Source organism: Kosakonia sp. MH5 (assembly GCF_009935945.1).
Classification (GTDB): Bacteria; Pseudomonadota; Gammaproteobacteria; order Enterobacterales; family Enterobacteriaceae; genus Kosakonia; species Kosakonia radicincitans.
The window spans coordinates 61,589-80,129 of the sequence record NZ_QODH01000011.1; the positions used below are offsets into that span (position 1 = coordinate 61,589).

13 protein-coding genes are annotated in these 18,541 nt (G+C 60.5%); 6 read left to right on the forward strand and 7 right to left on the reverse strand.

The annotated features are described in order from the left end of the window. Positions 1-8: 8 nt before the first annotated feature. From DK872_RS22885 to DK872_RS22910, 6 genes are read left to right on the forward strand one after another with little or no spacing between them, the layout of a single operon-like run. Positions 9-1,601, forward strand: coding sequence for an ABC transporter substrate-binding protein (locus DK872_RS22885; RefSeq protein WP_161518880.1), 1,593 nt, complete (start codon positions 9-11; stop codon positions 1,599-1,601). 12 nt (positions 1,602-1,613) lie between these two features. After that, the gene (locus tag DK872_RS22890) at positions 1,614-2,687 is read left to right on the forward strand and encodes an ABC transporter permease (protein WP_071921301.1); all 1,074 of its coding nucleotides are present in this window, start codon (positions 1,614-1,616) and stop codon (positions 2,685-2,687) included. Continuing rightward, positions 2,684-3,616 carry an ABC transporter permease gene (locus tag DK872_RS22895; RefSeq protein WP_071921302.1) on the forward strand — a complete coding sequence of 311 codons (933 nt, stop codon included), beginning with the start codon at positions 2,684-2,686 and terminating at the stop codon, positions 3,614-3,616. The genes DK872_RS22890 and DK872_RS22895 overlap by 4 nt, the downstream gene beginning before the upstream one ends. Further along, positions 3,609-4,475 carry an ABC transporter ATP-binding protein gene (locus DK872_RS22900; RefSeq protein ID WP_035890205.1) on the forward strand — a complete coding sequence of 289 codons (867 nt, stop codon included), beginning with the start codon at positions 3,609-3,611 and terminating at the stop codon, positions 4,473-4,475. Before DK872_RS22895 ends, DK872_RS22900 begins: the two co-directional genes overlap by 8 nt. Next, the gene (locus DK872_RS22905; RefSeq protein WP_072439112.1) at positions 4,472-5,236 is read left to right on the forward strand and encodes an ABC transporter ATP-binding protein; all 765 of its coding nucleotides are present in this window, start codon (positions 4,472-4,474) and stop codon (positions 5,234-5,236) included. The genes DK872_RS22900 and DK872_RS22905 overlap by 4 nt, the downstream gene beginning before the upstream one ends. A gap of 31 nt (positions 5,237-5,267) precedes the next feature. Continuing rightward, the gene (locus tag DK872_RS22910) at positions 5,268-6,590 is read left to right on the forward strand and encodes an MmgE/PrpD family protein (protein ID WP_161518881.1); all 1,323 of its coding nucleotides are present in this window, start codon (positions 5,268-5,270) and stop codon (positions 6,588-6,590) included. A 79-nt stretch (positions 6,591-6,669) separates the two neighbouring features. On the opposite strand, the gene DK872_RS22915 is transcribed toward DK872_RS22910, so the two are convergent. The 7 genes from DK872_RS22915 to DK872_RS22945 all read right to left on the reverse strand — a co-directional run bounded on the left by DK872_RS22915 (position 6,670) and on the right by DK872_RS22945 (position 18,529). Beyond that, a complete protein-coding gene (locus DK872_RS22915) occupies positions 6,670-10,410 on the reverse strand; it encodes a bifunctional nitrate reductase/sulfite reductase flavoprotein subunit alpha (RefSeq protein WP_161518882.1) in 3,741 nt (1,246 codons plus the stop codon). 18 nt (positions 10,411-10,428) lie between these two features. After that, the gene (gene nirB, locus DK872_RS22920; RefSeq protein WP_161518900.1) at positions 10,429-13,341 is read right to left on the reverse strand and encodes a nitrite reductase large subunit NirB; all 2,913 of its coding nucleotides are present in this window, start codon (positions 13,339-13,341) and stop codon (positions 10,429-10,431) included. A 34-nt stretch (positions 13,342-13,375) separates the two neighbouring features. Beyond that, positions 13,376-14,170, reverse strand: coding sequence for an ABC transporter ATP-binding protein (locus DK872_RS22925; RefSeq protein WP_007370489.1), 795 nt, complete (start codon positions 14,168-14,170; stop codon positions 13,376-13,378). Positions 14,171-14,180: 10 nt separating this feature from the next. After that, positions 14,181-15,065 carry a nitrate ABC transporter permease gene (gene ntrB, locus DK872_RS22930; protein ID WP_161518883.1) on the reverse strand — a complete coding sequence of 295 codons (885 nt, stop codon included), beginning with the start codon at positions 15,063-15,065 and terminating at the stop codon, positions 14,181-14,183. Between the two features lie 10 nt (positions 15,066-15,075). After that, on the reverse strand, positions 15,076-16,332 hold the full coding sequence (locus tag DK872_RS22935; protein WP_161518884.1) for a CmpA/NrtA family ABC transporter substrate-binding protein: 1,257 nt from the start codon (positions 16,330-16,332) through the stop codon (positions 15,076-15,078). Between the two features lie 282 nt (positions 16,333-16,614). After that, positions 16,615-17,877 carry a nitrate regulatory protein gene (locus tag DK872_RS22940; protein WP_007370485.1) on the reverse strand — a complete coding sequence of 421 codons (1,263 nt, stop codon included), beginning with the start codon at positions 17,875-17,877 and terminating at the stop codon, positions 16,615-16,617. Between the two features lie 64 nt (positions 17,878-17,941). Further along, on the reverse strand, positions 17,942-18,529 hold the full coding sequence (locus DK872_RS22945) for a TetR/AcrR family transcriptional regulator (protein WP_161518885.1): 588 nt from the start codon (positions 18,527-18,529) through the stop codon (positions 17,942-17,944). Between the last annotated feature and the right edge of the window lie 12 nt (positions 18,530-18,541).

An 18,541-nucleotide genomic window follows, 5' to 3' on the forward strand; every position in this document is an offset into this window, starting at 1 on the left:
TATCCGACATGAAATTCACCCCGATTGCCGTAGCCATGGCGCTGACCAGCGCCGTCAGCCTTCATGCTCAGGCCGCCACGCCGCCGGATTCACTGGTGATGGCATGGAATATTGACGCCATCAGCACCTGGGACCCGGCGCAGATTGGCGAAGTGGTGACCAGCGAAATCTACGCCAACACCTGCGATGCGCTGGTCGATTTTGATGTGAAAGATGAGAAGAAACTGACCCCGGCCATGGCGAAAAGCTGGGATGTCTCGCCGGACCGCAAGACCCTCACTTTCCATTTGCAGGACAACCTGAAGTTCCCGGACGGCACGCCCGCCAGCGCAGGCGATCTGGCGTGGTCCATGCAGCGGGTGGTGAAACTCGGTTACGGTAACGCCGCGCAAATCACCGAATATGGCTTTAACAAAGAGAATGTCGACAGCCGCATTATCGCGCCGGACGACAAAACGCTGGTGATGACGCTGGATAAACCCTACCCCACCAGCCTCGTTTTACAGGCAATCGCCGCCAATAACGTCTCGTCGCTGCTCAACCGCAAAGTGGTGGAAAAAGAGGCCGTGGAGGGCGATTTCGGCCACAAATACCTCACCACGCATACTGCCTGCGTTGGCCCGTATCAACTGGTGCGCTGGAACGCCGGTGAAGGCGTGATGTTGCAGGCCACCGATCACTACTGGGGCAAAGCGCCGGTACTGAAACGTGTACTGATCCGCCACGTTGCCGAAACCGGCACGCAGCGCCTGCTGTTGACGCAGGGTGATGTGGATATTGCCCGCGATCTGTCGGCTGATGATCTGAAAACCCTGGATCAAGGCGGCAAAGTCAGGGTGGACAAAGTCCTGAAACCGCAGCTCTTTTTCTGGACCTTCAACAACGAAGATCCAATCTTCAAAAATGAAAAAGTGCGCCTCGCCATGCGCTATCTGATCGACTACGACGGCTTAGGCAAAAGCGTGATGCCTTACCTCGGTGTACCGCGCGCGAGCTTTGTGCAGCTTGGCGCGTTCGGCGCGCTGGACGAAAAGGAAGGCCAGCCGTTCAAACTCGATCTGGCGAAAGCCAAACAGCTACTCACCGAAGCCGGTTACCCAAATGGTTTTAGCGCGTCGGTCATTTTCGGCACCCTTGCCCACTCCGCGCCCATCGCGCAAAGCATTCAGCAGAATGCCTCGAAAATCGGCGTCAAGCTGACGCTGGAGCGCATGGCGAACGCCCAGTTGTTTAGCCGGGCGCGCGGACGAGAATTCCAGAGCGCGATGATGGCCTGGCAAACCTCCGTGCCGGATGCCTACGGCAACGCCTCAAGGCTGGTGTTTAACCCGGATAACCGCAAAGAGGCTCGCGCCACGCAGTATCCGAGCTGGCGCGCCGCTTACTACGACCCGCAGATGAACCAGAAAGTGGAAGCCGCCCTGCTGGAGCCGGATGACGCCAAACGCAGTGAGATGTATGCCGCATTGCAGAAAAAGGTCATGGAAAAAGGACCGATGGCGATCATGTTCCAGATGTACAACAGCGCGGGCATTAGCCCGGCGGTGAAGAACTGGACGTGGAACGGTTTTCGCGTCTGGTACGGTGACGCAAGTAAGTAATGGAGGTTGCTGATGTCTCAGGTTATTGCACCGACCACAACCGATAACGCTCCGCCGCCGTGGATGCGCCTGACAGGCCGTATCTTCCGGGGAGCCCTTTCCATCTGCTGTACGCTGCTGGGGCTGGCGGCGCTGACCTTCTTTATCGGTCGGCTGCTGCCTATCGACCCGGTAGTGGCGGTGATTGGCGATAACGCCAGCCACGAAGCCTACGAGAAGATGTATGCACAACTCGGGCTGAATCAGCCGCTGTGGAAACAGTTTGTCGATTATGTCTGGCAGTTGCTGCACCTGGATTTCGGCACCGCGCTGACCACCAGCCAGCCTGTGGCGCAGGATATCGCCCGCGTCTTTCCGGCAACGCTGGAACTGGCCACGGTGGCGGCGATAATTGGCGTCGGCCTCGGCATTCCCGCCGGGGTTTTCGCCGCAATGTATCGCAACTCGTGGTTTGATCACCTGATCCGTTTTGTCGGTTTGCTGAGTTACTCCACGCCGCACTTCTGGCTGGGGTTAATGGGGCTGCTGCTGTTTTACGCCACCCTTGGCTGGATCGGTGGTCCGGGGCGCATCGACTTTATCTACGAATTCGAGCTACACCCGGTCACCGGATTCTGGCTACTGGATAGCGCCCTGAGCGGCAACTGGGCGGTATTCAAAAACGTCTTCAGCCACATCATTCTGCCCGCCTCGATCCTCGGGCTGAGCGCGCTGGCGTATATCAGCCGCATGACCCGCAGTTTTATGATCGAGCAGCTTTCCCAGGAGTACATCATCACTGCCCGCGTCAAAGGTTTGTCCTGGGCGCGCTGCGTCTGGGTACACGCGTTTCGCAATATTGCCGTGCCGGTGCTGACCGTGGTGGCGCTCTCCTGGGCGTGGCTGCTGGAAGGGGCGGTATTGACGGAAACCGTCTTCGCCTGGCCCGGTTTTGGCCGCTACCTGACCAACGCTCTGCTGGCGGGCGATATGAATGCCGTGGTCGGCTGCACCCTGCTGACCGGCGCGATTTTTGTCGCCCTTAACCTGCTGTGCGATCTGCTGTACCGCATCTTCGATCCGCGCACGCGACGGGAGGAGCAATGACCGATTCGACCAAATACCTGCGCGCCCATCCGCGCCAGGGGCTGCGCGCATGGCTGCGCGATCCGGCGCCGCAAACCCCGTTGCAAGCCAGAGTGCAGCTTAGCTGGATCCAGTGGCGACGTTTTTGCGCCAACCACTCTGCGCTGTTTGGCCTGCTGGTGCTGCTGATCATTGTTGCCGCCGCGCTGTTTGCGCCGTGGCTGGCAAACCACGATATCTACGCGCAAAACCTGGCGCTGCGCCTGCAACCCCCGAGTGCGGAGCACTGGCTCGGCACCGATGAACTGGGGCGCGACATCTTTAGCCGCCTGCTGTATGGCGCGCGCATCACGCTCTATATCACCGGGTTGACGGCGCTGATTATCACCCCGCTCGGGCTGGTGATTGGCGCCACGGCGGGCTATCTCGGCGGGCGCGTCGATACGCTGCTGATGCGGCTGGTGGATATCTTTCTTGCCTTCCCTAGCCTGATCCTCGCACTGGCGTTTGTCGCTGCCCTCGGCCCCGGCATTGAGAACGCGATTATCGCCATTTCCCTCTCCGCCTGGCCGCCGATTGCCCGCCTGGCACGCGCTGAAACGCTGGCTATCCGCAAGATGGATTACATCGCCGCGGTGCGCTTACAGGGCGCATCGGCGTGGCACATCATTTTGCGCCACGTGATGCCAATGTGCCTGCCGTCGGTGGTAGTGCGCGTCACGCTCAATATGGCGGCGATTATTCTCACCGCCGCCGGGCTTGGCTTTCTTGGCCTTGGTGCGCAAGCACCCAGCCCGGAATGGGGCGCGATGCTGGCCTCCGGGCGCGAATTTATGCTGAACAATGGCTGGATTGCCGCCATTCCCGGTTTAGCGATTTTGTTTACCAGCCTGGCCTTTAACCTGCTCGGCGATGGCCTGCGCGATGTAATGGATATCCGCCATGAATAATCCACTGCTGGAAGTAGAAAACCTCAGCATCCTGTTTAAAGGGGCGCACGAAGATAACCTCGCGGTGCGCGACGTGAGCTTTCAGGTAGGGCGGGAAAAGGTTGCGATTGTCGGCGAATCCGGTTCGGGGAAATCACAGACCTGCCGTGCCCTGCTGAAGCTGACGCCGAAAATCGGCCAGGTGCGGGCCGCTAAAATGCGTTTCGGTGAGTTCGATCTGCTGAACGCCAGCGAACGGCAAATGCGCACTATTCGCGGCAACCGCATTTCGATGATCCTGCAAGACCCGCGCTTTTCGCTGAATCCGTTAATGCGCATTGGCGATCAGGTGGCGGAAGCCTGGCGTTTACACCGTCGCGTCAGCAAAGAGGAAGCCCGCGCCCGCGCGCTGGAGATGCTGGAGTCGGTGCATATTCGCGAGGTGGCGAAAGTCGCCCGCCTCTACCCGCACGAAATCTCTGGCGGTATGGGGCAGCGGGTGATGATCGCCATGATGCTGATCCCGGAACCGGATCTGATCATCGCCGACGAACCAACCTCGGCGCTGGATGTCACGGTGCGCCGCCAGGTGCTCAGCATTCTTGATGAGCAACTGCAACGCCGCCAGACCGGGCTGCTGTTTATCACTCATGATTTAAACCTGGTGTCGCGTTTCTGCGACCGGGTGCTGGTGATGTACGCCGGGCGCATTGTCGAAGAGATCCGTGCCAGCGAACTTGACCAGGCCTGCCATCCCTATACTCAGGCGCTGCTCGCCAGCCAGCCCCGGCTGCGCGAACCGGTAGAAACGCTGCGCGTGCCGACGCGCGATCCCGCCTGGCTCAACGGCCCCAGTTACCGCAATGGAGTAGCCCAATGAACCCGATCCCGACAACCGAACGCGCCGTTGAAATGGTCAATCTCGCCATCGCTTTTGGTCAGGGCAACCAGCACCGCCAGGTGGTGAACGATGTCAGCCTGATGCTGGCGCGCGGTGAAAGTTACGGCCTGATTGGAGAATCCGGCTGTGGAAAATCCACCATTCTGCGGGCGCTGGCCGGGCTAAACCCGGACTATCACGGCCATATTTTGTTTAATAACCGTGAACAACAGCCGCACCGCGACAAAGCCTTTTACCGTCAGGTGCAGATGGTTTTTCAGGATCCGTATGCCTCGCTGCACCCGCGAAAAATGGTGTGGGCCAGCCTGCGCGAGCCGCTAAAACTGCACGATATGGATCGGCACGAAGCGCGGATCAGCGAGGTGCTGCATGCAGTCGGCCTCTCTGACGCTTTTCGCTACCGCTATCCGCACCAGCTCTCCGGCGGCCAGCGCCAGCGCGTGGCGATTGCCCGCGCGTTGATCCTCGAACCGTCGGTTCTGCTGCTTGATGAGCCTACTTCCGCGCTGGATGTTTCTGTCCAGGCGGAGATCCTCAACTTACTCAGCCGCATGCGCCAGCAGCGCAACCTGACCTACCTTTTGGTCACCCACGATTTGGCGGTGGTTACCCACCTTTGCGAACGCATTGGCGTGATGTATCAGGGGAAATTGCTGGAAGAGATTAGTGCGGCGCGTTTACGAAAGGGCGACGCGCAAGAAACCTATACCCGTGAGTTTCTCGCGGCGAGTGAAGCATAAGCGCCATCTGGCGTCGGAAGGAGTTGGCATCATGACACTGATCGAAACGCTGGCGCGCTGGTGCGCCGCACCGCAGCCCTTTAGCGAGCGGGCAAAAACGCTGGCGCGCGAAGCCATTACCGATACGCTGGCCTGCATGGTCGCCGGGCAGAATGACTTTTCCACCCGCGCGGTAAGCGAGGCGTGGCACGATTCGCCGCGCAGTGCCGCACAGGCGGCGCTGGTGAACGCCACCGCTGCGCACGCCATCGACTATGACGATAATTTTACGCCGGGCATGAGCCACGCTTCCGCCGTACTGCTTCCGGCTCTGTTACCGGTGGCGCTGGCGCAGAACAGCAGCGGCGCGGAGCTGATTGCCGCTTATCTGGTGGGTTTGCAGGCGCAGGCGTTTATTGGTGAAGCGACCGGTTACGGCCATTACACCGCCGGATGGCACGGCACATCGACCATTGGCTGCATCGGTAGCGCCGCAGGCGTGGCAGCGCTGATGGGGCAAGATGCGCCAGGCATTGCCCGCACGCTGAGCATAGCGGTCAGCATGGCCAGCGGCGTAAAAGGCCAGTTCGGCACGCCGCTCAAACCGTTTCATGCTGGTATGGCCGCGCGTAACGCCGTTGAAGCCGCAACCCTTGCCCGCACGGGGATGCACGGCAGGCTGGATATTTTTGAATGCCCGCAGGGTTTTGCCGAACTCTATGCCGGAACGTTAAGCCAGCCGGGCTGGCTTAACGACCGCCAGCATGTGATTGAGCGCGTCGGCGTCATGCCGAAAAAACACCCCTGTTGCGGCTCGACGCACCGCATTCTGGATGCAATTGCCGATTTGCAGGCGCAACAGCTCTTCCATACCGATGAAGTTGAACAGGTGCACTGCCAGGTGGGCATTGCCAACTGGCGCAACCTGGCGTACCCGCAACCCGCTGACGAAATGCAGGCGCGGTTTTCCATGCCTTACTGCGTGGCGGTGATGCTGGAAAAAGGGGCGCTCAGCGTTTCGGATTTCACGCCGCAGGCCGTTGCTGCGCAGAGCGATGCGCAGAAACTGGCGCGTATTACCATGAGCCACTGGACAGCAGAGCAGGAAAACGAAAACGCCGCGCTGCCGCATACGCTGACAGTAACGCTTAAAGATGGCCGCACGCTTCGCCACTCGCGCTGGCAGGCAAAAGGTGTGCTGGAAGAACCGTTCAGCGAGGCGGAACGGCAGGCGAAATTCCTCGATTGCTGCGCGCATCTGCCCGATGCGCAGGCGCTTTACCAGCAATTAGCGGATCTGGAACAAACGCGTGATATCGGTTTTCTGCGCCGGATGATGGTCACCAGCCGCCCTTCGCTACCGGGTGATGCATAAGCCAGCATCGCCCTGCGGTTGCCGGGTTCCGCTGAGCTTTGCCAGACTGCTGGTGATGATAAACCGCCGCCGTAAACCACTAATAGACATCCCGCAGGTAGCGTTTCTCGCGCGCCAGTGCCGCCACCCAGTCGCTGGCCTCATCGGCGCGCATGCCGCCAAAGGTTTGCACCACCTGCTTTAACGCCGCGTCGACATCTTTCGCCATCTGGCTGGCATCGCCGCAGACATAAAAACAGGCGCCGTCGCACAGCCAGCGCCACAGCTCAGCCCCCTCTTCCACCATGCGGTGCTGCACGTAGATTTTTTCCGCCTGATCGCGGGAAAACGCCGTGCTCAGGCGGTGCAGAACGCCGCCGCGCTGCCAAGCTTCCAGCTCCTCCTGATACCAGAAATCCGTTGCCGCATGCTGCTCGCCAAAGAACAGCCAGTTGCGGCCCGGCGCAGCGGTGGCCTGCCGTTCCTGTAAGAAGCCGCGAAACGGCGCGATACCGGTGCCCGCGCCAACCATAATCACCGGCGTTTGCGGGTTGGCGGGCAGACGGAAGTGCGGCGACGAGTGAATAAATACTGCCGCGCTGGTCGCCCGGTCGGCGAGAAACGTTGAGCAGACGCCACCGCGCTGATTCCCTTCACCATAACGCACCGTCGCGACCGTCAGCGCTACCTGCTGCGGCGAAACCTTTGGGCTGGAAGAAATGGAGTAGAAGCGCGGCTGTAAACGGCGCAGCACCGACAACCACGTCTGCGCCGACGCGCGAACCGGGGACATCTGCAGCAGATCGCTAAGCTGGCGTCCCCACAGCCACTGCGATAATTCCCCGGTGTTGTCGAGCTGCGTTTTTAACGCCGCGTTGCCGGTCTGTTCGCAGACAAACCGCATGATGTCCGGAGTAATGCGCGTGATATCCATCTCGTTGGTCAGCGCTTCACGCAACGTCATTTCGCCTTTATCGCTCAGTTGTACCAGCGTTTGCGCATCCAGTTCCAGCAGACGCAACACCTTATCAACCTGTTGCGGGCAGTTGATCGGCCAGACGCCGAGCGCATCGCCCGCCTCATAATGCATGCCGCTGCCTTGCAGATCAAAAACCACCTGGCGGATCTCTTTTTGCGCCACCGACGCGTTCAGCCGCTGATTGACTACCAGCGGAACAGTTAACGGCTGATGGCGGCTAAAGCCGGGCTTTGGTTGCGTTTCGCTGGTTTCCGCGATGACCTCACCGAGCAGCGCGCGCTGCACCGCATTCAGCCACTGCTGCGCTGGCGCATTATCGCCAGCATCGCATTCATGGCGCGCCACCAGCCGCTGCGCGCCCAGCGCTGCCAGCCGGGCATCAAGCTTGCGGCCAAAGCCGCAAAACCGATCGTAGCTGGCATCGCCAAAGGCGAGTACTGAAAATGCCGTCCCGGTGAGTTCAGGCGCGCTGTCGCTTTCCAGCGCTGTCCAGAGCGCCGCGCCATTGTCCGGCGGATCGCCATCGCCGAAGGTACTGGCAACCAGTAATACGTGCGAGGCGGCGGCAATATCGGCCACGCCGACGCTCTCCATTCCCCGCAGTTTTACCGCCTGCCCGGCATCGAGAAAATGCCCGGCGCAGCGGCGGGCAAAGGCCTGCGCATTGCCGGTCATTGACGCCCACAGCACCAGCAGCACGCCCGGCGTGGCTTGCGCGGTTACGGCGTTTTTTTCGCTCATCACCGGCTGCTGCGCGCTGCGCGTCAGCGCGACGGCGGCATGTTTCAGTTCCGGTTGCAGTGAAATGGGATCGACGGCGTCGCTGGTCACCGCATTGATTGCCAGCCTGTCGCCAAACAGATCGTTCCAGTGAAACGGCGCGAAACAGGTGCCGGGGCTGACCCGATCGGTGATCACCGCAGGCAGCGTCGCCAGCCCGCGCCGGGAGCGAATATCCACCAGCTCGCCCGCGCGGATGTTAAGCCGTTCGGCATCCTGTGGTGCGATTTCAACAAACGGACCAGGGTTGAGCTGATTGAGCATCGGGATCTTCCCGGTTTTCGTCAGGGTGTGCCACTGGTGCTGGACGCGCCCGGTATTCAGCACCAACGGAAATTCGTCATCCGGCATCTCCACGGGTGCCAGATCCGGGCGGGCGAAGAATTGCGCCTTGCCGCTGGCGGTGGCGAAACGCACCCGCGCCGTGGCGCAGTGCTGCAGATAACGAATCGGGTGGCGTTGCTGTGTGTCATCCGGCGGGCACGGCCATTGCAACGGCATCTCGCGCAGCCGCGCATGGCTGGCACCGCGAATGTCATAGCCGGTTTCCGGGTTATACGACTGGCGGATCTCGTCGAAGACTTCGGCAGCGCTGGCATAGGTAAAACCCTCGGCATAGCCCATTTCGCAGGCCACGCGGGCGATAATTTGCCAGTCGGCCAGCGCCTCGCCCGGCGGCAACACCGCCTGCTGCATCAGCGTCATGGTGCGTTCGGAGTTGATCATCACCCCTTCCGCTTCCGCCCACAGCGCGCCCGGCAGCAAAATATCGGCATAGCGGTTGGTTTCGGTATCGAGAAACGCATCCTGGGTGATCACCAGTTCCGCCTGCTGTAGCGCGGCAATCACCTGCTGGCGATTGGGGACCGTGGCGACCGGGTTAGTGCAGATTATCCAGCAGGCTTTAATTTTCCCGGCGCGCATCTCATCGAACATCGACACCGTGCCGTGGCCGCTATCGCTGCGCAGTGAACCCGGCGGTCGCTGCCAGAGCTGCTCGACAAAGGCCCTGTCTTTTTCCACCAGCAGCGAGCGCTGGCCGGGCAATCCGGCGCCCATATAGCCCACTTCGCGCCCGCCCATCGCGTTTGGCTGCCCGGTCAGCGAGAACGGGCCGCTGCCGGGACGGCAAATCGCCCCTGTTGCCAGATGCAAATTGCACAGCGCATTGGTGCTCCAGGTGCCGTGGGTGCTCTGGTTCAGCCCCATCGTCCAGCAACTCATCCACTCGGTGGCTTCGCCAATCCACTGCGCCGCCTGGCGAATGTCCGCCTCCGCCAGCCCGGTACGTTCGGCCACCTGCTGCGGTAAATAGTCCTGCAAGAAATCCGGCATCGCCTGCCAGCCTTCGGTGCAATGTTCAATAAACGCCTCGTCGATCTGGCCGTTCTGCACCAGCAACCCGAGCAGACCGTTCAGCAAAGCGAGGTCGGTGCCGGGTTTGATCTGCAAAAACAGCGAGGCTTTCTCCGCCGTGGCGGTACGCCGGGGATCGACGACAATCAGCTTTGCCCCAGCTTTGACTCTGTCCATCATGCGCAGAAACAGGATCGGGTGGCAGTCGGCCATGTTTGCGCCGATCACCAGAAAGAGATCGGCGCGATCGAAATCATCATAAGATCCCGGCGGCCCGTCAGCCCCCAGCGACAGCTTATAGCCGCTGGCGGCGCTGGCCATGCACAGCCGCGAGTTGGACTCGATATGTTGCGTGCCGATAAACCCCTTTGCCAGCTTGTTCGCCAGATACTGCGCTTCCAGCGACATCTGCCCGGACACATACAGCGCCAGCGCATCAGGGCCATGATTATCGATAATGGCGCGCAACCGTTGTGCGGTTTGCGTGATGGCGCTGTCGATGCCGACCGGCACCGGCTCTTGCTGGCGCGAAGTGCGCAGCCATGCGCGATCCAGCCTGCCCGCTGCGGTAATCGCCTGCGCACAGCTTTTACCTTTGGTGCATAAACGCCCCTGATTGGTGGGGTGCGTTTTATCCCCTACTACGTTGATAATGCGTTGGTTTTCCACTTTCATAACCAGCCCGCAGCCTACCCCGCAATAAGGGCATACACTTTTTAGATCCATTTTTGCCCCCGTTGCGGCTTATGACGCTTCGGCAATCGCCGGGAAAGTGCTCTCTGCCAGCGGCTGGCGATGAACCCAGATATGCCCGTCGATAATGTTGACCGGCCAGACGCGCACCCGCAGCGTGGCATCGTCGAGGCTGACGCCGTCGCACAGTCGGAAACGCTGTTTGTAGAGCGGCGAAATCACGATCGGTTCGCCCTCTTTATCGCCCACCAGACCGCGCGCCAGCACATTGGCTTCGCTGCCCGGTTCGCGATTGTCCAGCGCGAAAATCTGCGCCTCGCTTGCGGGCAGATGGAACAGCGCAATCTGTTGCTGACCCAGACGCGCGGCGACCCCGCTGTTGGCCGGAATATCCGCCACCGCGCCAACATGCACCCATTCGGCTTCGACGCCAGGCAGCGTTGTCGCCTGCGCGGTTTTTTCCTCGCTTCTGGCCGGGCGGATCTGCCCGCGCTCCGGCACCATCACCACCGCTTCATCCGGGCGATCGCTGTTGAGGAAGCCGCGGAACAGCAGACGGTTTTCCGCGCTATCGAGCGTGGTTTTCCATTCGCACTGGTAAGCGTCCACCACCTGCTGCATTTCACGCTCCAGCTCAGCGCCAATCTCCAGACTGTCGTGCAGGATCACCTGTTGTAAGTACGCAAGGCCGCCTTCCATATTGTCGAGCCAGGTGCTGGTGCGCTGCAGGCGATCGGCGGTGCGGATATAGAACATCAACACGCGATCGATGGTGCGGATCAGCGCTTCGCTGTCGAGATCGCTGGCGAACAAGTCCGCATGGCGCGGCTTCATGCCGCCATTGCCGCAGACATAGAGGTTCCAGCCTTTATCGGTGGCGATCACGCCAATGTCTTTGCCCTGCGCTTCGGCGCATTCGCGGGTACAACCGGAAACGGCCATTTTGATTTTGTGCGGCGAGCGCAGCCCCTTGTAGCGGTTCTCCAGGGTGATCGCCATGCCGGTCGAGTCCTGCACACCGTAGCGGCACCAGGTAGAACCGACGCAGGATTTCACCGTGCGCAGGGATTTGCCGTAAGCATGGCCGGTTTCAAACCCGGCGGCGATCAGCCTCTCCCAGATCGCAGGCAGTTGCTCCAGCCGCGCGCCAAACAGATCCACCCGCTGGCCGCCGGTAATTTTGGTGTAGAGGTTGTAGCGCTGCGCCACTTCGCCAATGGCGATCAAGCCCTGCGGCGTGATTTCGCCAGCCGGAATGCGCGGCACCACCGAGTAAGTGCCATCTTTCTGGATATTGGCGAAGAAACGGTCGTTAGTATCCTGCAACGGCAGATGCTGCGGTTTGAGCAGGTAATCATTCCAGCAGGAAGCCAGCAAAGAGCCGACCAGTGGCTTGCACACTTCACAACCGTGGCCTTTGCCGAAGCGGCTAATCAATTCATCGAAGCTGCGAATTTCATGCAGGCGGATCAGGTGATACAGCTCCTGGCGCGACCAGGCAAAATGCTCGCAGAGATCTTTTTTCACTTCCACGCCAAGCTGTTGCAGCTCATGCTCCATCACCTGCTTCAGCAACGGCACGCAGCCGCCGCAGCCAGTTCCGGCTTTGGTGCAGCTTTTTATCGCCCCCAGTTCGCTGCAGCCGCTGGCGACCGCTGCGGCAATGTCGCCTTTGCTGACATTGTGACAGGAGCAGATTTGCGCGCTGGCCGCCAGCGCCGCCACGCCGAGGCCTTTCGGCGCATCACCGGAACGGGCGGGTAAAATCAGCGTTTCCGGCTGCGCGGGCAGCGCCATGCCGTTGAGCATCATTTGCAGCAGCATGCTGTAATCGGCGCTGTCGCCAATCAATACCGCGCCGAGCAGCCGTTTGCCGTCGGCAGAGACGACAATTTTCTTGTAGATTTCGCGCGGGCCATCGGTCCACTGATAGCTCTGGCAACCTTCCGTTTTACCGTGTGCATCGCCGAGCGACGCCACTTCAACGCCGAGCAGCTTCAGTTTGGTGCTCATGTCCGCGCCGGTAAACGGCGTATCGCGCGCCGCCAGTGTGTCCGCCACGCTGCGCGCCATCTGGTAACCGGGCGCCACAAGGCCGAAAATCTGCCCGTTCCACAATGCACACTCGCCAATGGCGAAAATCGCCGCATCGGAAGTGCGGCATTGATCATCAATCACGATGCCGCCGCGCGGCCCTTTTTGCAGTTGCGCGCTCTCCGCCAGCTCATCGCGCGGGCGAATACCGGCTGAAAAGAGCAGCAGATCGGTCTCCAGCCAGCTACCGTCGGCAAAGCAGAGGCGATGCAGTGCCTGTTCGCCATCAACGATTTCCCGCGTCTCTTTGCGGGTGTGCACCTGCACGCCCAGGGCTTCAATTTTGCGTTGCAGCATCATCGCGCCGCCTTCATCAAGCTGTACCGCCATCAGACGCGGGGCAAACTCCACCACGTGGGTTTCCAGCCCTAACTGACGCAGCGCGTTGGCCGCTTCCAGCCCCAGCAACCCGCCGCCGATCACCACGCCGCGTTTGGCGTTTTTCGCCTGCGCGGCGATAGCGTCCAGATCGTCAAGCGTGCGGTAAACCAGACAACCAGGGCGGTTATTGCCGCTGATCGGCGGCACGAAGGCGTAAGAACCGGTGGCGAGCACCAGTGTGTCGTAATGCGTTTCTGCGCCCTGTTCGTCGCGTAAACAGTGACGTTCGCGGTCGATCGCGACAATTTTGCAGCCGCTGCGCAGAGTGATGCCGCTGTCGGCAAAAAAACCATCGCTGACCAGCGAGAGCGATTCGGCGCTGCGCCCGGCGAAGTATTCCGAGAGGTGGACGCGGTCATAAGCGGGCAGACGCTCTTCGCCGAACACCACGATGTCGTAATGCTGGTGCAGCTCGCGTTCCACCAGCTGTTGCAAAAAATAGTGGCTGACCATGCCGTGCCCAATGACGGCTAAAACCGGCTTTTTCATCATCTGAATCCTTATCGAACAAGTGACAGAGACATCAGGCCGCTTTCGGCTGTTTCTCGTACAGAAATTGCAGAACCTGCTGGCGATAGCGCTGATACTGCGCGTCGTCGGCCAGCGCCACGCGCGAACGCGGACGCTCCAGCGACACGTCCATGATTTCGCCAACCGTTGCCGCCGGGCCGTTGGTCATCATCATCACCCGATCGGAGAGCAGTACCGCTTCGTCAACGTCATGGGTGATCAGCACAATGGTGGTGCGCAGGCGCTGCTGGATCTCCATTACTGCATCCTGCAAATGGGCGCGGGTTAAGGCGTCCAGCGCGCCAAAGGGTTCGTCCATCAGCAATACGGCAGGTTTCATCGCCAGCGCGCGGGCAATGCCGACGCGCTGCTTCATGCCACCGGAGATTTCGTGCGGGCGCTTGTTCCAGGCGTGGCTCATCTGCACCAGATCGAGGTTGTGCATAATCCACTCGTGCATCTCTGCTTTGCTCATTTCGCCGCGAAAAACCTGGCGAACGGCCAGCGCCACGTTGTCATAGGTGGTGAGCCACGGCAGCAGCGAGTGGTTCTGAAACACCACGCCGCGCTCCGGCCCTGGACCGTCGATTTCGCGGTTATTGCACAGCAGGCCGCCGCTGGTCGGCCGCGTCAGACCGGCAATCAGGTTTAACAGCGTTGATTTGCCGCAGCCGGAGTGGCCAATCAGGCTCAGGGTTTCACCGGCGTGGATATCAAAGCTGACGTTATCCAGCGCGAGAAACTCACCGCTGCGGGTGTTGAAGCGCTGGCTGACCTGCTGAACCTGAATAATCGGATGGGTACGCATCGTGGCCTCCTTAGCGGCTGGTGTAGTTAAAACGGCTGGCAATCCACATCAGCCCCTGCTCCAGCAGCAGGCCGATCACGCCAATCACCACGATGGCGATAATGATGTTTTGCACATTGAGGTTGTTCCATTCATTCCAGATCCAGAAGCCGATACCGATGCCGCCGGTCAGCATTTCTGCCGCCACAATCACCAGCCAGGCAATGCCAATGGATAAGCGCATGCCGGTGAGAATGCCGGGCAGCGCGGCGGGCAGCAGGATTTTGCGCATGATGGCGAACTCCGAAAGCTTCAGCACCCGCGCCACGTTCAGGTAATCCTGCGGGATCTGCCGCACGCCTTCGGCGGTGTTGAGGATCATCGGCCAGATCGAGCAGATAAAAATCGTCCAGCTGGAGGCTGGTTCAGCGCGCTGAAACAGCAGCAAACCAATTGGCAGCCAGGCCAACGGGCTGACCGGGCGCAGCAGCGAGATCAGCGGGTTGAACATATTGGCGACAAACCGGAAGCGGCCAATCAAAAAGCCCGCCGGAATGCCGACCAGCGCCGCGAGGCCAAAACCGACCGCCACGCGCTGCAACGAGGCCAGCACGTTCCAGCCAATGCCCTGATCGTTCGGCCCGGCGATATAAAACGGGTCGGCAAAGATCTCCAGCGCCGCCTGCCAGGTTTGCCACGGCGTGGGGAAGTTTTTACTGTTGAGCGCCGCTACCTGCCACAGGCAGATCAGCAGGCCAATCCCGAGCAACCCCGGCAGTACGCGCTCCATCAGCGGGCGTAACAGCGGTGAACGGCGCGCTACCGGTTTGCTGGGCAGCGTCACAATTTCGGCGGCCATACGCGGCTGCGCCGTCTCTTCGCGAGGAAGGGGGATAATCTGCGCCTGGTTTTTCATAAGCGACCTCCTATTTCTTTACGCTAAAGCCGCTGGCATAGGCGGCAGGGTTGCTGCCATCCCAGCGAATGCCATCGATCAGGACACTGCTGCGCATGTCGCTGCCCGGCAGCGGGACGTTACTGACCGCCGCAGCAGCCTGTTTGTAGATGTCGATGCGGTTAACCTTGCGGGCGACGCCGAGGTAATCCGGATCGCTGGTAAGCAGCCCCCAGCGTTTATGCTGGGTGAGGAACCACATGCCGTCGGAGAGCCACGGATAGTTGACGGAGCCGTCGTGGAAGAAGCGCATCGCGTGCTCATCCTTCCAGCTTTTGCCCAGGCCGTTTTCATACTGGCCGAGCATGCGCCCGAGAATGGTTTCCTCTTTGGTGTTGAGGTAAGCGCGCCCTGCAATGACCCGCGCCGTTTCGCGGCGGTTATCGTCGGAGGCGTCAATCCAGCGTGAAGCCTCAAGAATGGCGGCAGTCAGCGCACGGGCGCTGTTGGGATTTTTGGCTACCCAGTCTGCGCGGGTACCGAGCACTTTTTCCGGATGATCCGGCCAGATATCCTGCGTGGTGGCGGCGGTAAAGCCGATGCCATCGCTGATGGCGCGTTGGTTCCACGGTTCGCCCACGCAGTAGCCGACCATATTGCCGATCTTCATGTTCATCACCATTTGCGGCGGCGGCACCACCACGCTGCGAATGTCAGTGAGCGGGTTGATGCCTGCGCTTGCCAGCCAGTAGTTGAGCCACATGGCGTGCGTGCCGGTGGGAAAGGTCTGGGCAAAGGTATAAGTGCCTGCCGGGCTGGCGGAGATATGTTTTTGCAGCGAGGCTAAGTCATTAACGCCCGCCTCGTGCAACTGGTTCGCCAGCGTGATCCCCTGCCCGTTCTGGTTGATGGTCATCAGCGCCGCCATCTCGGTTTGCGGCCCGGAAAGCCCCATTTGCAGGCCGTAAAGCTGGCCGTAGAGAATGTGCGACGCGTTCAGTTCGCCGGAAACCAGCTTGTCGCGTACCGCGGCCCAACTGGCTTCTTTGCTCGGCACAATGGTGATGCCATATTTTTTGTCGAAGCCTTTAACAGCGGCCATCACCACCGAGGCACAATCCGTCAGCGGGATAAAACCGACGCGGATTTCGCTCAGTTCCGGCGCATCCGAGCCTGCGGCCCATGCGCGATTGATCACCCCAGGCAATAGCAGGCTGCTGCCCAGCGCCGCGCTGCCCAGTAAAAACTGCCGACGGGAAACCGTCATACCTTTGTTGCCATCGCTCATTGCCACCCTCTTGCTCACCGTTGCGGATGCAAAAAAAAACGGCGTCCATAAGCCTGTGCAAAGCTGCACGCTTATGGACGCCGTTGTCCGGTTGACGCGGCACCGACCGCCATTGGCCGATAGTGCGTCTTAATTAATTTCTCAATGGATAAAGCAAGGGCTGTGCCAGAATGCGTGATCACGCTGCAACAGGCGAAATTTCACGCGTTGCGCAAAACTCGCCCGTTTGCCGGGCACGTTTTCGCACTGCCGGAGAGCACATTTCGCACCCCGGATGTGCAGCTACTCCTTAGGGGGTAGAGGAAAAACATCCGCGACCGCCAGCATCGCGCCGGCTATCTCCACCAGCTTTTTGTTCTGATTCATCGCCATGCTGCGCAGGGTTTTATAGGCCTCTTCTTCGCTAAGCTGGCGATGCTGCATCAGCAGACTTTTGGCGCGCTCAATCTGTTTGCGCTCGTTGAGCGTTTCCCGCAGCGCCGCCAGTTCGGTATCCAGCGCCTGTAAGCGGCGTGACTGCTGCTGCACCAGCGTTAACAGTGAACGCCCGAGCTGTGGGCGCACGCCGCCGCTCTCCAGCCAGCCGTGATTGTCGATAAACACCGAATAGCGGCTCTCCTCCTCTTCCGGCTGCGGCATCAGGCTTTCGATATCGGCCTGCTGCTGATGGCTGGCCTGTTCAGCGGCGGCAATGCGCGCGCGGCAGTGCGCCATCAGCGTTTGTGCCAGCGCATCTTCCTCGATTTTCATCGCATCAATGCGCTGCGTGGCGAGCGCGAACCAGCGCAAACCGCTGTCCGCCGCAAATCCTTCACGCCCGGTACAGGCAATACGCCGCAGTCGCTCAAACTGGCTGTCGGTCTGCATCTGCTGCCAGCGCAGCCGGTGCGGCTCATCAGCAAAATCGGCAAAGGTGGCGAAGCAGCGCTCCTGTCGCTCAATCAGATCGAGCAGCTTTTGCCGGGTTTCTTCGCTGAATTGCCCGGCGGCAAAGGCGGCAGCGGCAATGGCCCGCTCCTGCCCGGCAAACTCTTTCCCCTGCATAAAGCTGAACATGGCGATCAGCGCACGGGAGATGTCCGGTTCGGCGGCGGTATCGGTGAGTTCAAACACCAGCGACAACAAATGGCGAATGATGTCGTTAAAGAAGCTCATCGCCTGCGGCAGCGGCAGTTTGCGCTGGCGGATTTGCTGGCGCAGCGCGGGCAGCAGGCTGAGCGCGTAAATAACGCTGGCAACGTGGCTGAAGAGGCGGCTGGCCTGCGGGCTGGCGGCAATCTGGCTCTCCAGCGTGTCGAGTTGCGCCAGCAGCGGTGCCTGCGCCCCGGCAACGTCGCGCGCGCGTTGGGATAGCTCATCGGCAAACTGCCCTTCAGCCGCGCAAAGAAACATATTCGAGGTGCCGCGCTCGCGTTGCAGCATATGCACCAGTTGGCTGATTTTGCCTACCAGTTCACCGCGTTGCAGCAGATAACGCAGGCTGTTCAGCTCACACTGGCGTGATGCCAGTAAAAAACGGATGGTGGTTGATGAGTTGGCAATCATGCGCGTGCTCCCCGGAAGTCATGCCAGGTTAATGCAAGCAACGCGCCAGGACGAAAAATCCGCGTTATACGCTGGCCTGCACCATCGCCATAATCACCGCTTTCAGCTCCTCTTTGGCTTGCGCCTCGGTGATGGCGCCCTGCACCGCCGCCCATGACAGCCCTTCCGCCGCGCCGAGCATGGCCCACAAGGCAGCATCACGTAACGGTTTTACGCAAAATGACGAGAACAGCGCGCGGCACTTCTCAATGAAATCGGCGGCATACTCCTGGCGGATTTTTTCCAGCTCCGGCGTGCCCGCCAGCGCCGCCAGTACGCTGGGCATTTCACGCCCTTGCAGCAGTACGCATTCGATATAGGCGGTGGCGATCACCGTCGCCCGCGGCGCCAGTTCGGCTTTGGTAGTGCGCAGCGCATCATCCATTTTTTGGTTCTGCCGCTGATCGTATTCACGATACAGCGCAGCCAGCAGACCGGAGCGGCTGGTGAAATGGTCGTAAACCACGGGTTTGGTGACACCGGCGAGTTCAGCAAGATGGCTGAGCGTCAGCGCTTCCGTGCCTTCATCACGAATGATTTGCCAGGCCACCGCCACCAGTTGAGTAAAACGCGCTTCCCGCGTGAGTCGCTGCCGTGTACCTGTTGCGGTCATCCTCTTTCTCCG

Coding starts and splice junctions, on each gene's coding strand:
- nirB (WP_161518900.1), bottom strand. CDS start 13,341: ATGAAAAAGCCGGTTTTAGCCGTCATTGGGCACGGCATGGTCAGCCAC.
- DK872_RS22935 (WP_161518884.1), bottom strand. CDS start 16,332: ATGAGCGATGGCAACAAAGGTATGACGGTTTCCCGTCGGCAGTTTTTA.
- DK872_RS22940 (WP_007370485.1), bottom strand. CDS start 17,877: ATGATTGCCAACTCATCAACCACCATCCGTTTTTTACTGGCATCACGC.
- DK872_RS22925 (WP_007370489.1), bottom strand. CDS start 14,170: ATGCGTACCCATCCGATTATTCAGGTTCAGCAGGTCAGCCAGCGCTTC.
- DK872_RS22945 (WP_161518885.1), bottom strand. CDS start 18,529: ATGACCGCAACAGGTACACGGCAGCGACTCACGCGGGAAGCGCGTTTT.
- DK872_RS22890 (WP_071921301.1), top strand. CDS start 1,614: ATGTCTCAGGTTATTGCACCGACCACAACCGATAACGCTCCGCCGCCG.
- DK872_RS22895 (WP_071921302.1), top strand. CDS start 2,684: ATGACCGATTCGACCAAATACCTGCGCGCCCATCCGCGCCAGGGGCTG.
- DK872_RS22910 (WP_161518881.1), top strand. CDS start 5,268: ATGACACTGATCGAAACGCTGGCGCGCTGGTGCGCCGCACCGCAGCCC.
- DK872_RS22885 (WP_161518880.1), top strand. CDS start 9: ATGAAATTCACCCCGATTGCCGTAGCCATGGCGCTGACCAGCGCCGTC.
- DK872_RS22905 (WP_072439112.1), top strand. CDS start 4,472: ATGAACCCGATCCCGACAACCGAACGCGCCGTTGAAATGGTCAATCTC.
- ntrB (WP_161518883.1), bottom strand. CDS start 15,065: ATGAAAAACCAGGCGCAGATTATCCCCCTTCCTCGCGAAGAGACGGCG.
- DK872_RS22900 (WP_035890205.1), top strand. CDS start 3,609: ATGAATAATCCACTGCTGGAAGTAGAAAACCTCAGCATCCTGTTTAAA.
- DK872_RS22915 (WP_161518882.1), bottom strand. CDS start 10,410: ATGGATCTAAAAAGTGTATGCCCTTATTGCGGGGTAGGCTGCGGGCTG.